This is a genomic window from Quyinboa sediminis (assembly GCF_042219855.1).
Taxonomy (GTDB): domain Bacteria; phylum Bacteroidota; class Bacteroidia; order Bacteroidales; family UBA5342; genus JBHJHP01.
On sequence record NZ_JBHJHP010000003.1, the window covers coordinates 195804 to 209624 of the forward strand.

The 13821-nt window shown below is 40.9% G+C and carries 9 protein-coding genes; 5 read left to right on the plus strand and 4 right to left on the minus strand.

Annotated features, from left to right (window positions below; all coding sequences use genetic code 11):
* Positions 1 to 22: 22 nt before the first annotated feature.
* On the minus strand, positions 23 to 1012 hold the full coding sequence (locus ACE1EF_RS08830) for a T9SS type A sorting domain-containing protein (protein ID WP_375720285.1): 990 nt from the start codon (positions 1010 to 1012) through the stop codon (positions 23 to 25).
* A 460-nt stretch (positions 1013 to 1472) separates the two neighbouring features.
* Here ACE1EF_RS08830 and ACE1EF_RS08835 point away from each other — a divergent pair, with 460 nt between their 5' ends.
* The 3 genes from ACE1EF_RS08835 to ACE1EF_RS08845 all read left to right on the plus strand — a co-directional run bounded on the left by ACE1EF_RS08835 (position 1473) and on the right by ACE1EF_RS08845 (position 7247).
* The gene (locus tag ACE1EF_RS08835) at positions 1473 to 3407 is read left to right on the plus strand and encodes an LTA synthase family protein (protein ID WP_375720286.1); all 1935 of its coding nucleotides are present in this window, start codon (positions 1473 to 1475) and stop codon (positions 3405 to 3407) included.
* A 178-nt stretch (positions 3408 to 3585) separates the two neighbouring features.
* Entirely contained in the window at positions 3586 to 6351 is a 2766-nt protein-coding gene (locus ACE1EF_RS08840) for a phosphoenolpyruvate carboxylase (RefSeq protein ID WP_375720287.1), read from the plus strand.
* A 218-nt stretch (positions 6352 to 6569) separates the two neighbouring features.
* A complete protein-coding gene (locus tag ACE1EF_RS08845; protein ID WP_375720288.1) occupies positions 6570 to 7247 on the plus strand; it encodes a hypothetical protein in 678 nt (225 codons plus the stop codon).
* Positions 7248 to 7339: 92 nt separating this feature from the next.
* Here ACE1EF_RS08845 and ggt read toward each other — a convergent pair whose 3' ends face one another.
* Positions 7340 to 9034 carry a gamma-glutamyltransferase gene (gene ggt / locus ACE1EF_RS08850; RefSeq protein WP_375720289.1) on the minus strand — a complete coding sequence of 565 codons (1695 nt, stop codon included), beginning with the start codon at positions 9032 to 9034 and terminating at the stop codon, positions 7340 to 7342.
* A gap of 129 nt (positions 9035 to 9163) precedes the next feature.
* On the opposite strand from ggt, the gene ACE1EF_RS08855 reads away from it, so the two are divergent.
* Positions 9164 to 10567 carry a hypothetical protein gene (locus ACE1EF_RS08855; RefSeq protein WP_375720290.1) on the plus strand — a complete coding sequence of 468 codons (1404 nt, stop codon included), beginning with the start codon at positions 9164 to 9166 and terminating at the stop codon, positions 10565 to 10567.
* On the opposite strand, the gene ACE1EF_RS08860 is transcribed toward ACE1EF_RS08855, so the two are convergent.
* Positions 10564 to 10821, minus strand: a complete 258-nt coding sequence (locus tag ACE1EF_RS08860; protein ID WP_375720291.1) for a YkgJ family cysteine cluster protein — start codon at positions 10819 to 10821, stop codon at positions 10564 to 10566. The two genes, ACE1EF_RS08855 and ACE1EF_RS08860, sit on opposite strands and share 4 nt — an antisense overlap.
* 122 nt (positions 10822 to 10943) lie before the next feature.
* Positions 10944 to 12221 (minus strand): bifunctional folylpolyglutamate synthase/dihydrofolate synthase, encoded by a 1278-nt coding sequence (locus tag ACE1EF_RS08865; RefSeq protein ID WP_375720292.1) that lies wholly within the window; start codon positions 12219 to 12221, stop codon positions 10944 to 10946.
* Positions 12222 to 12379: 158 nt separating this feature from the next.
* Between ACE1EF_RS08865 and ACE1EF_RS08870 the strand changes: the two genes are divergently transcribed.
* On the plus strand, positions 12380 to 13708 hold the full coding sequence (locus tag ACE1EF_RS08870) for a PhoH family protein (protein WP_375720293.1): 1329 nt from the start codon (positions 12380 to 12382) through the stop codon (positions 13706 to 13708).
* Positions 13709 to 13821: the final 113 nt, after the last annotated feature.

Genomic DNA, 13821 nt, shown 5'->3' on the forward strand with positions numbered 1-13821 from the left:
TTCTGCATATCATTTTAAATCGTTACTGTACGATAAATTTACCGGTAACAGTTTGATTGTCAACAGTTGCTTTAACCAGGTAAACACCTTTGTTAAGGTTTGAAACTTCAGCAGTGTGGTTCGAAACAACAGGTTTATTAACGAGCTGTCCGCTTAATGTATATACATTTACATCGCTGAGCTTGTTATTCGAAATACGAACGGTTCCGTTGTAGTTTACAATTAAAAGCTGTGCAGCTTCAGTTTTTGTGCCTGCAATACTGGTTGCCTGATCGGCCATGTATGCCACAAGGTTAATGAAAACTTTTGCACCATCTTCTGCATAATTCCAGTACGTGGCAGGTTCAACATTGTCCTGTCCGTTACCCATGTATGCACGAGGTCCTAAAGGTGTGCGACCGCTGGCAGGAAGTGTAACATTTGCATCATGCAGAATCAAAAGAATACGATCATCATCTGTTTTTGCCAGTGTGGTTCCGCCTGCATCACCTGTTTCAGGAGTCAGGTTACTGGTATAACCAATGGTCCAGTCAATAGTAGAATTTGTGATTCCATCGAATACAGGGCTTGACAAATCCTGAATCTGAGCCTGAACAACTTTGGCATCATCAGTATTCTGATGTTCTGTACCTCCGGTTACATAGCCCAATCTGTCACCTCTGATCACCCAGGGACTTGTGTGAATAACAGGAGCTGTAATTTTTCTGTAGATTTCTGACTGTGGATCGTTGATTACATCACCACTGTTCACAGAACGGCCTACAATCACAACATCGGCTGCATTGAGCGTAGTCAGTACATCTTCGCTTGTAATTGATGAAGCATCAAAAGGTGTAACAGTGAAGTAGTCCCCACCTTTTCCGGCTTTAATTGCATCAATCACGGGTTGTTCTGACTCAATGGCATCACCTGAAGCCAGGTCCGTAACACAAATGTATACAACATTTTTTTGAGCATTAATTGTAGCATATGCCACAATAAAAAATACGATAAGAGTAAAAAACTTTTTCATAAAATTAGAATGTTTTAGTGATTAGTTAGAATTAGTTAGTGGGCTAATATATGAAAAAAACCTTGCTTGCAGAAATTTTTTGAAGCTTTTCGATGCTTTTGAAGTGAATTTTGGCAATCGATTGCAATAATTTATGGTTTTGAACATAAAAACCACATTTATATAGCTTTTAGAGTTAAAACTCAAGGCTTGATCAAAAGGAATTGAGGCATATTAATGCACCTTTATTTTGACCAGATAAACAAAAATTTAAATACATTGAAAGAGTATGTCTATATGAGTATTTTTACACTTTACCACAGTTTTAAAACGTATGAATTTTAATCGGTTTTGAATATTTTACATGATGTCAAATGGAGCCTTTACATTTAAGATTTTTATTTTGAGATGAAACAAAAATGAATTCTCTGAGACATCTGACCTGTTTTTATTATTTTTACGCTGTTGATATTGAACCTATATGAATACGTATTTATTTAAACGATTCCACATCAGTAACATTTTTGTTCTGTTGTATCGTTTCGTTATATTACTTTTTTTATATGCCATTTGCAGGGTATTGTTTTACCTGTTTAATACAGATATGTTTCAGAATGTCACTTTAACAGGATTTGGCAGGATGATGCTTGGGGGCCTTAAATTCGACATCAGTGCTGTTTTTTACCTTAACAGTATTTGGTTTGTTTTAGCTATTATTCCTTTCCCCGGTATGAACAGCCAGGGATACAGACAATTTCTGAAGTGGCTGTTTGTGATGATAAATGCCTTTGGTTTAGCTTTAAATGTAATCGACTTTGAATATTATCCGTTCATTCTTAAACGTACCACCTTTAACATTATAGGCAGTTTTAAACACGAAGTCAATCTGACTGAACTCGCCGGCCGCTTTTTACTTGACTACTGGTTTGCTTTTGTCGTTTGGATTGTTTTAATCTTTTTACTGGTATTTTTATATAACAGGGTACAGTCTAAGCCCATCACATTTAAACGGAAATGGATGCGCTATCCTGTAGGTTTTTTAGGGCTGTTATTATATGTTGCAATAGCGGTAATCGGGATGCGCGGGGGGTGGCGTCACAGTACTCGTCCTATAACATTAAGTAATGCAGGGGATTATGTCAGCTCACCGGAAGAGGTGGCAATTGTGTTGAATACGCCTTTCAGCATCATCAGGACATTCGGTAAAGCAACCTATACCCACAAGGATTATTTTACATCCGATGATAAAATGACCGCATATTTCAATCCCGTTTATCCTGCCAATGATTCATTGAAAATATCCGGTAAAAATGTGATGGTGATTATTCTGGAAAGCTTTTCAAGGGAACACTTTGGTTGTTTTAATGATTCCCTTGGGGGTGAACCGTATAAAGGTTATACTCCGTTTCTGGATTCACTGGCTGGTGAAAGTCTGGTATTTCCCAATGCTTTTGCCAATGGCAGAAAATCCATTGACGCTCTTCCGTCCATTGTCTCAGGCTTACCTGCACTGGTTTTGCCCTTTGTACTTTCTGAATACTCATCGGACGAAGTAAGCAGTATGGCCGGATTACTGAGCAGTGAAGGCTATAATACAACATTCTGGCATGGGGCACCAAACGGTTCAATGGGTTTTTCAGCTTTCACTAAAATGGTTGGATTTGAGCACTATATGGGTAAAAATGAATTCAATGATGACCGGTATTTTGATGGTATCTGGGGAATCTGGGATGAACCTTTTCTGCAGTTTATCGCAGAGAATACCGCTAAGGATAATAAGCCCTTTTTGAACGTCTTTTTCTCCCTTTCATCCCATCATCCTTACAAAGTGCCTGAAAAATATGAAGGCGTTTTTCCGGTTGGAGATATGCCTTTGCACAAATGTGTGGGCTATACCGATAATGCCTTGAGACTGTTTTTTAAACGCATATCCAAAGAGTCCTGGTTTAAAAATACCTTGTTTGTCATAACTGCAGATCACAGCACAACTCCGGTTCACAGGGAATATAAAACCAATGTAAATGCATTTGCCATTCCCCTGATATTTTATACCCCCGATGGTAGCTTAAAGGGTGTGGATGAGCGACTGGCACAGCAGACCGATATCATGCCATCTGTGTTGCATTATCTTCATTATCCGGGTTGCTATGTAGCATTCGGGGATAATTTATTGGATAAACAAAGCAAAACATATGTTTTGAATTATATCGGTGACAACTATCAGTATATGGAAGGTGATCTGGTTATTTATTTCAATGGTACAAAAATTACATCCGTATTCAATTATAAAAACGATCCCTTGCTGAAACACAATATTATATCTACAGTTGATATCATCCAACAGGAGCAGAAACTAAAAGCCGTTATTCAGCAGTACAGTAACAGGATTATCAGTAATGATCTGATTTGCAGGTGAAAATGAATTCGTGAATACATTAAATACACTGCAGATGATCCGTATTTGGGTTATGCAGTGACTGAGATTCTACCGGTTTAAGTTGTATGTCGTATCTCATTCCAAATGATATTTCCCGTCCGCTTTTATGAACTGTTAATGTGTTTTTCCTGTTTTGGTACTAAACATAGTTCTCAGCATGAAAAGTGTATTTGAAGAAGTAAAAAACGCATTGGGAAAACCTTATTACGATCTGAACTATCTCCTTGAATGTGTGAAAGAAGTACTGGAGGAGAGTGGAAAACACGAACTTGTTCCCTATATTCCATGGATCAGTCCAAACAACAAGCCTCCTGAAGAAGTACTGCTTAGTAACGATTATATTCACTTATTGTCATTAAGTTTTCAGCTACTTAACCTGGTTGAAGTGAATGGCGCGGTGCAGAGCCGCAGAGCAAAAGAAGAGAAGGAGATGGCTGGCGTAAACGGACTATGGGCATCAAACTTTAAATTGTTAAAGGAAAACGGGATTACGGAAGATCAGATACTGGAAGTTTTACCCGATATCCTGATTGAACCGGTACTGACAGCACATCCAACAGAGGCCAAACGGACTGTTGTTTTAAAGGAATACCGAAAACTATACCTGTTGCTGGTAAAGCGTGAAAACAAGATGTATACGCACATTGAACAGGAGGACATACGCGATGAAATTAAGCACATCCTGCACCGGCTGTGGAATAACGATGAGATTTACATCAGAAAACCAAGAGTAGAATCTGAACTGGATAACATCCTGCATTACCTGACAAAAGTATTTCCCGATGTGGTTATTCTTTTGGATAAACGTTTGAGGCTTGCATGGAAAGAGGTGGGATTTGATCCTGAAAAATTAAAAAACAATGATTTATTTCCCGGCTTGTCATTTGGCAACTGGGTGGGCGGTGATCGTGACGGCCATCCTTTGGTAACACCTGAAATAACCAGGCTTACACTGAACCGTTTGAGGATTCATGCCTTTATTATCATAAAAAAAGAGTTAATAATGCTGGCTGGAAAACTCAGTATTTACCAGGAAATTGATGGTGTGAGTGAGCAGTTTGCAGAACGGATTCATGCATTGGTTCAGGAACTTGATGCAGATGGTGTGATGGTTCTGAAGGAAAACAGTTCTGAAATTTTTAAGGCTTATGTCTTGCTTATGCTGTATAAGCTCCCGATTGACGTGGTGCATGAGCACAATATTGATTTACAGGACCGGGATAATGCATACAGTCATTCAGGACAGCTACTGAATGATATTGACTTATTGTACAGGGAACTGATAGCGTATGGAATTCCGGAAGTGGCCCATGTGGATGTCGGAAGGTTCAGGCGTATTTTAAAGATTTTTGGTTTTCATCTGGCTCAGCTGGATATCCGTCAGAACAGTGCGTATCATGAAAAAGCACTCTACCAGATTATTTCTGCATCCATTGATAAGGAAAAGGCTGAGTCGGTAATGAAGGATGAGGCCGGAAAAAGAGCGTTTCTTGCAGAAGAACTGACCATCAACAGGCCATTTCTTGTTTCACATTCTGAGGCAGGAACAGAAGCCATGAACGTGATCGATACACTGAAAGTGGTCAGCGAACATGTGCAACACTATACCAACCGTTCCATCGGTAAACTTATTGTCAGCATGACCCGCAATGCCGGCGATCTGCTCACAGTTTATCTTTTTTTACGTGAAGCAGGGCTGACTCAGAAAACGGATACCGGACTGGCTACGGTTCTGCCCGTTGTGCCTTTGTTTGAAACCATCGATGACCTTGTTGACAGTGCAGATATTCTGGACGATTACCTCAGCCAGGAGATTGTGAAAAACAGTTTGAAACTACAGGCTGGTGATAAAGGTGTACCGATACAGGATGTGATGATCGGTTACAGCGACAGCAACAAGGATGGTGGAATTCTTGCCAGTTCATGGTTCCTGAATCAGGCACAACGCAAACTGGCAGAAACAGGGATGAAACATGGAGTGGTCATTCGCTTTTTCCATGGTAAGGGAGGAACAATCAGTCGTGGATCAGGGCCGATACACTGGTTCATTAAGGCATTACCGCACAATTCCATCCAGGGAAAATTCAGGGTGACTGAGCAGGGTGAAACCATTGAACGAAAATACGCCAACATGGTGAATGCGTCCTACAATCTTGAGTTAATGTTGGCCACTGTTTCGGCTCAGACGATATTGCATAAGTATACACCCGAAAAACCGGATGAAATATCAGAATTATTCAGACATCTGGGAGAGCGTGGAAGCTATTATTATCATCAGCTCTTATCTGATCCCGACTTCCTTCAGTTTTTTTCCGAAGCCACACCTATCGATGTTATTGAATCGAGTAAAATAGGATCACGTCCGGCACGCCGGACAGGTAAACGTTCTATGGATGATCTTCGGGCCATTCCCTGGGTTTTCAGCTGGGCACAAACGCGATTTAATATTACAAGTTGGTATGGGGTAGGTTCAACTCTGGATGAACTGCAAAAAGCTGATCCTGAAGTTTTCTTAAAACTTAAACGTTTGGCCAGGTATGAACCGTTTGTAAGGTATGTGCTTACAAATCTGGATTCCAGCCTGGCTGCCACCGATGAAGAAGTCATGAAAAAATATGCCGCATTGGTGGAGGATGAGATGGTAAAACAGAACATAATGGGTAAGATCACGGGTGAATTATATTTGACGCGTAAGATGCTGTCGGAACTGCTTGGCAGACCCATAAGTGAACGCCGGATGAACCATTTCTACTCTACTCAGTTAAGGGCAGATGCCTTAAATTCACTGCACGATGCGCAGGTTCAGCTGATCAGAAAATGGCGGAATATCAAAGGTGAAAATACAGCAGAAGAAAATGATCTGTTATTTGCCTTGTTACAGTGCGTGAACGCCATTGCAAATGCCCTGGGGTCAACGGGTTAATTAAAAGATATTCTGTTACCTGCAATCAAAGTTAGGTAATGATCCCTAGCTATTTGAAATTATATAAAATCATAAAAGCTTTATTCCAAACGATTTATATGCATCCTTAGTTTCTGACAGGAGAAAATATGGTGATCAGAATGTTCGCGTTTTTCGTTTCGGCAGGTTTTTTGCTTATATGAAAAATGATTGTAACGTCGGACATTAAAATTAAAACCATGAAAAAACTTATTCTTCTTGCTCCGTTACTTAGCATTTTATGGAGTTGTGATACTTATTACAGTTATAAAACGTATCACTCCTATATAGATGGTCCCAGTTTTGACGTGTATGTGGATAGTTACGGAAACGATACGGTTTGTATTGGAAAATCCTGTGTTCTGGTTCCTGAAGATACGAGTATAATACCCTATGATTTGCAGTACCTGGAATTTTACAACCAACTGTTAACGGTTTTTACTGACAAAGGATATCAAATGGTTAAACAGATAAAAGATGCAGATTATGTCATCTATTTTAAATATGGTATTGAATTACCGCATTTTGATGTTACTGAAGAACGACTGCCGGTTTGGGCACCAACAGGAGAAATAAACTCTGATGGAGAGGAAGAGATGGAAGTTGCAGGTTATCAGACTGTTCACAGGACGAAAATAAATTACAAACGGTATTTGTACCTGACAACTTATGATATTAATTATTCGAACCTCCATCTGGAACCAAAGGTAATCTGGCAGGCAGAAATTGAGAGTACCGGCGAGACAAATGATTTCAGAAGAATTTTTCCGGTACTTCTGGCCGGGTCAGAAAAATTTATGGGAAGAAACAGTGGTCAGAAACAAAAGGTTCTGGTTTACGAGAAATCTCAACGTGTGCAGGAACTGAGAGCAGATTGAGTTACAAAAGTGCTGTTCAGACAAGTTCCGGACATTTTTACACGGCTGTTTAATCATTATGTGTTCATACTGATAGATTACATTCGGACAGATCAATAACCGGCAGCCTGTCCGTCTTTTCTGGATTCTGAGGCACCATAATATACACCTTTTTCAGCATCGTACATTATAGCCTGATAACCGCCGTAAATGCCATCGTCAAAACCCACATGATGTCCCATACGCATCAGTTCCCTGATGACAAGCTGAGAAAAACCGCTCTCCAGCGTAATTTCGCCGGTATCTTCTGCTTTTATTCCTGTTGGTGTGGATGACCCGTTATGATTGATGCGCGGTGCGTCGCCTGCCTCCTGGAGGTTCATTTTAAAGTCGATCAGGTTCATCACAATCTGCACATGTCCCTGGGGCTGAAAATCGCCACCCATTACACCAAAACTGATATATGGTTTGCCGTCTTTCGTGATAAATGCCGGGATGATGGTATGAAAAGGCCGCTTTCCCGGTTCATATGCATTGGCATCCTCAGGATTAAGACTGAACAGTTCACCACGGTCCTGTAGCATAAAACCCAGGCCCGGAGGAACCATTCCGCTGCCCATACCACGGTAATTACTTTGAATCATGGAGATCATATTTCCATCCTTATCTGCAACTGTAAAATACACCGTTTCGCCTTTGCTGATCTCTCCTGCATTGTATTTTCCGGCTCTGTGCAGATCAATTTCTGCTCTTCGTTTATCAGCATATTTTTTCGATATCAGGTACTCAACCGGAACGGTTGCAAAATCCATGTCTGCATAATATTTAGCACGATCTTCAAATGCCAGCTTCTTGGCTTCAGTGACAAGATGAATATGGCGGGCAGATCCGTAATCTTCTGGAGAAAAGTCATACCCTTCCAGGATATTCAGCATTTCAAGTGCCGTGATGCCCTGTCCGTTTGGTGGCAACTCCCATACATCGTAACCCCGGTAATTTGTAGATACCGGTTCCACCCATTCAGAATGGTGTTTGGCCAGATCCTCTACGGATAGAAAGCCTCCCTGCTCACGGATGAAGTCTGAAATCGTTTCGGCAACAACGCCTTTATAAAAACCATCACGACCTTCTTTGGCAATCAATCTGTAGGTATCAGCCAGAGCAGGATTACTGAATATATCACCTTTCTCCGGTGCTTTTCCGTTTATAGTGTAAGTTTCTTCAATATTTGGGAAACCTTTGGATATGTAATACGGAACAGATCTTTGCAGATAATAACCTATGAGTTCCGTTACCGGAAATCCTTTATCTGCATAGTCAATAGCAGGTTGCAGAATTTCTTTCATTGGTAGTTTCCCAAACTTTTTGTGCAGTGTAAACCAGCCATCCACACATCCGGGAACATTTACCGGGAGGGGACCTAAGGGTGGAATTTGCTCATATCCTTTTAATTTTAAGTAGTCCAACGTTAGCTTTTCAGGAGACCGCCCGCTACCGTTTAATCCGTACAGTTTTTGTGTTTTGGCATCCCAAACAATGGCAAATACATCTCCACCGATGCCGCTGCCGGTTGGTTCCATCAGGCCTAAAGCTGCATTAACAGCAATCGCGGCATCCACGGCAGTACCTCCCTTTTTCAGAATGTCAAGACCGATTTGTGTAGCAAGCGGATGGCTGGTTGCTACCATTCCATGCTGTCCCAGTACTTCAGAACGCGTGGCAAACATTTTACCTGTAACACGATCCTGAGCATATAAAGTCGTGACTATTAATATATACAGAGCGACAACAGCTGTTTTTTGTTTCATGATATTCTGTTTTGTGCCCTAAAGGTAATAAGCTTTTATTTGAAATCATATGCAAACAACGCAGGTAATTTGTTGTTAATACAATTGGGACCTGTAAATAATTTTATATTTGTATAAACAGCTGATATTATGAAGACCCTCGGAATAAAAGAAAAATCGGTTCACATAAACCTGGATTCACATTATTATGGAACAATAGCTGAAATTGGAGGAGGCCAGGAAACGGCGCGACATCTGTTTCAGGCAGGAGGAGCTTCAAATACAGTAGCCAAATCCATTTCTGCCTATGACAAGCTGTTTAGTGATCATTTTTATAACGACGGGCAGCCTTCGCGTTATGTCGCCCAGGATCGTTTAAGAAAAATGGTGACGTATGAATACAATGAACTCATAAAGATACTGGATAAAAAGAATGATCAGAAGTTCTTTGCCTTTGCCAATACGGTTGAAACACTGAATTATCATAAAACCAATAACGGGCACGGTTGGCTGGGAATGGCTGTGGAAGGAAATCAGCGGTATGAACCGAATCATATCTATATTCATGTCAAACTGCTTGAGAATGACACGCTTTTGCAGCAATATACCCTGGGTACACTGGGAGTCAATTTAATTTATGGCGGTTTGTTTATGTGGGAAGATCCGCGTAAAATTCTGCAGGGCCTGCTGGATAATCTGGATAACGACAGGGTAGAGGTGGATTATGTTTATGTGGAAGGACCCGATATGGATTGGGTGGATAACCGGTTACTTAATCTGATGTTGGTCAGAACCAATATGACACCGGCAATTATGTTTGACCAGGAGGGCCAGGTAGAACAACCCGGCGATATGTTGTACCGGAAAAATGCCTTGGTCTTTCGCGGTTATTTCAGGCCGATTAATAAGCTGGGGATGGATTTCATTCAGGACAGTATGGAGATCTTTGAACGCGATGAGGACTACAAACCGGATAATACCATTTCCTTTTGCGAAATTTCACTGAATTACCTTATCCAGGATGCTAACCTGGATGAAAAAGATTTTCTTCACAGGGTCGATTTGCTGAATATTATGGGACAGAGTGTAATGGTGTCCAAATTTAACCGGTTCTTCCAGCTGGTCGATTATTTTGGTCAGTTTAAAATGATCAAGCTTAGAATTGTGGTAGGTTTGCCGACTTTTGAAAAAATTCTGGACAGCACATATTACCAGGATTTAAGGGGAGGCCTGCTTGAAGCCATGGGGGCACTTTTCCAGGAGAATGTAAAAATGTATCTCTATCCGTCGCTCGATCATAAAACAGGGGAGGTCATCTATCCTGAGGATATTGAATTTACAGAAGAGAATAATCTGCTTTGGAAGTATCTGAATGCAACCAGAAAAATATTGATTCTCAGGGATATCTCACCGGAGCATCTCGGAATAACCACGGAACATGTAACCCGGTTAATTGAAACGGGAGATGAAAAGTTATGCGAATACATACCTGAAGAGGTGATGGAGCATATTGCTAAACATCACCTGTTCGGTTATAAAGGAAAACATTGTTAGTTTTTTCTGCAGGACGCTTCGAGTTCGCTGAGAATAGTTAATGCTTCGGTTCTGTTTTGGCCACATACCAGTTCTTCAGCCATAAATCCGGCACATACTTTCGGCCTGTCAGCTCTGTTAAATATACCGCACCTGAAATCTTCAGTGAGATGAATACACCTTTCCCCGGCCTTTTTACCGTTAGGCATTCCCGGAATTGGTGATGATATAGATGGTGCAATGCAACACGCACCGCAATTTTCCCTGCATTTCATGAGGGACAAAAATAATGGAAAATATTTATCCGGTTGGTTTTTCAGATGCGTTTCATGTGGGTTGATTCAATAAATGAGATTTGCGAAGCGGGGGATAGAAACCTTATTCCTGATTTCTGGCGTCATTCAAGATACTGCAGGGCATCTGCAATAAGAAAAATACTTCCTGTTATGATAATCACATCATCGGGTTCTGCCACTCTTTTAGCCGCTTCAATGGCTTCATCAACTTTGGGATATGTTTCACCATGCAAGGCAAATCTTTGCGCATGGTTTTTCAGATCTGCTTCAGGCATGGCACGCTCAATATGTGCCTTTGTGAAATAGTATGACGCAGCGGGTGGGAGCAAAGGCAGAATGGCATTGGGGTCTTTATCATTCACCATACCGGTTATGATGTGGATATGCCGTGAACCGAAAAACTGGAGTTGTTGCACCATCTCCCTGATTCCTGCTTCGTTGTGACTTGTCTCGCAGATCACCGTTGGTTCTTCACTGATCACATCCCATCTGCCTCTTAGTCCGGTGCTTGTTTTTACCGTTAGTAAGGCGCTTTTTATAAGCTCTATATTCAGTTTACAGGTTATTTTTAACTGCTCAAGGGTAAACAATGCTGTGTTAATATTCTTTCGCTGGTAAACTCCGGTGAGATCTGTTACATATATTTCTTCACCTATTTTTATGGTTTGAGTAAAGGGTGTTCTGTCAATGATCTCAGCATTGAAATTTTTGTCGGCAAACATTATGGCGGAACCTGTTTCACTGGCTTTGGCTCTGAAAACATGTTCGGTTTCAACCTGTGATTCACCAATAATTACCGGAATGCCAGGCTTTATTATACCTGCTTTTTCGCCTGCAATGGCTTCAAGGGTTGAACCTAAAAACTGGGTATGGTCATAGCCGATATTGGTTATGACTGATACCATGGGTGAAATAATATTTGTTGAATCAAGTCTTCCTCCCATCCCGGTTTCTATGATGGCAATATCAACTTTTTCCTCCTGAAACACCTTAAATGCCATTGCTACTGTCATTTCAAAAAACGATGGTTGTAGCTTTTCAAACAAGGTTTTATGTTCAGCAACAAAATCAATAACCACATCCTGGCTCACCGGTTCACCGTTTATTTTTATTCGTTCTCTGAAGTCAAAGAGGTGAGGAGAGGTATAAAGTCCGGTTTTGTAACCATGTTTCTGAAAAACAGCTGCCAGGATATGTGAAACGGTTCCTTTGCCGTTTGTTCCTGCTACGTGTATGGTTTTAAAATCGTTATGCGGATGACCGAAACAGGCATCCATTTTAAGGGTATTGTCAAGATTAGCCTTGTAGGCTGCTTTACCTACACGCTGATACATCGGCAGGCTGTTGAATAAATATTGTAGTGTCTCGTTGTAGTTCATTTATTGTTGATAAAATAAACCCTCATTTTAAGTTTTGATTTACAGCTTTTAACCTAATTTATGGTAAGCGAACCGCGTGCAAAATTGCGGATAAAAAACGGGGTAAAAAATTCGGGTTCGATATTTTTTTATCTTTAAACCAATACAATATTAAACATATGCCTAAAGTAAAAAAATCTTTTGTTCTGGACACCAATGTTATCCTGCACGATTTTGAATGTATTTATCAGTTTCAGGAGAATGACATCTATCTTCCTATACATGTGCTGGAAGAACTGGATCGGTTTAAGAAGGGAAATGATCAGATTAATTTTAATGCCCGTGAGTTTACCCGCGAGCTGGACAAAATTGCCGGTGACGAACTTTTTACCAAAGGTGTAAGCCTGGGAAGGGGAAAAGGTCGGTTATTTGTAGTTTCAGGGAAACCATTTCCTGAATCCATGAAGGAATCTTTTTTTGAGATGACACCGGACCACCGGATCATTGCCATCGCCGACTGGATAAAAAATAACAATCCCAAACAACCAACAATCTTCGTATCCAAAGATATCAATCTACGTCTGAAAGCCAAATCTATCGGCATTATGGCCCAGGACTACCGGACCGATAAAGTGAAGGACCCGGATGTCATTCATAAACAGATTAAGATTCACGAAGGTTACGACAGCGATTTAATAGCAAAGTTATATAAGGAGCACGAGGGAATGCCACTGGAGGATTTCAGTTTTGAAGAACCGGTTACTCCGAATGACTGCTTCATATTAAAAAACCACTCCAGCAGCGTTTTAGCAAGGTATGATGCGTTTAGTGGTCATATTAAAAAGGTGATGAAGGAAAAATGTTTTGGTATTGAAGCACGCAATGCCGAACAGGCCTTTTCGCTCGATGTGTTGATGAATCAGGATATTAAGCTGGTTGCACTGACAGGCCGTGCGGGAACAGGAAAAACATTGCTGGCACTTGCCGCAGCTTTGGCTCAGCACCAGAGCTATAACCAGATTCTCCTGGCAAGGCCGATTGTTCCTCTCGCTAACCGTGATCTTGGATTTCTGCCCGGTGATGAAAAACAGAAGATTATGCCTTATATGCAACCCTTGTTTGATAACCTGAATGTGATTAAACATCAGTTTACTCCGGCATCAAAAGAGGTGAAGGAAATAGAAATTCTATCAGAAGAAGAACGGTTGATGATCACTCCGTTGGCTTATATCCGGGGACGAAGCCTTTCGGACACATATTTTATTATTGATGAGGCACAGAACCTGACTCCGCACGAAGTAAAAACGATAATTACGCGTGCAGGTGAAGGAACAAAAATGGTATTTACCGGTGACATACAGCAGATAGACTCTCCATATTTGGATGAACATTCCAACGGACTGGCTTATCTTGCGGACAGAATGAAAGGACAGGATTTATTCGCTCATATTAACCTGGTTAAAGGTGAACGTTCTTACCTGTCCGAGCTGGCCAGTATGTTGCTTTAAATTTGGCTCTTTAGTTTCAATTTTCAATAAACGGGGAGGTTCTTTGCGGCTTCCCTTTTTTTGTTTTTGCGGTTGGAACATTCAGGATGCTATCGTAATGATCCTTTCTTTTG

Coding starts and splice junctions, on each gene's coding strand:
- ACE1EF_RS08830 (WP_375720285.1), bottom strand. CDS start 1,012: ATGAAAAAGTTTTTTACTCTTATCGTATTTTTTATTGTGGCATATGCT.
- ACE1EF_RS08835 (WP_375720286.1), top strand. CDS start 1,473: ATGAATACGTATTTATTTAAACGATTCCACATCAGTAACATTTTTGTT.
- ACE1EF_RS08840 (WP_375720287.1), top strand. CDS start 3,586: ATGAAAAGTGTATTTGAAGAAGTAAAAAACGCATTGGGAAAACCTTAT.
- ACE1EF_RS08845 (WP_375720288.1), top strand. CDS start 6,570: ATGAAAAAACTTATTCTTCTTGCTCCGTTACTTAGCATTTTATGGAGT.
- ggt (WP_375720289.1), bottom strand. CDS start 9,034: ATGAAACAAAAAACAGCTGTTGTCGCTCTGTATATATTAATAGTCACG.
- ACE1EF_RS08855 (WP_375720290.1), top strand. CDS start 9,164: ATGAAGACCCTCGGAATAAAAGAAAAATCGGTTCACATAAACCTGGAT.
- ACE1EF_RS08860 (WP_375720291.1), bottom strand. CDS start 10,821: ATGAAATGCAGGGAAAATTGCGGTGCGTGTTGCATTGCACCATCTATA.
- ACE1EF_RS08865 (WP_375720292.1), bottom strand. CDS start 12,221: ATGAACTACAACGAGACACTACAATATTTATTCAACAGCCTGCCGATG.
- ACE1EF_RS08870 (WP_375720293.1), top strand. CDS start 12,380: ATGCCTAAAGTAAAAAAATCTTTTGTTCTGGACACCAATGTTATCCTG.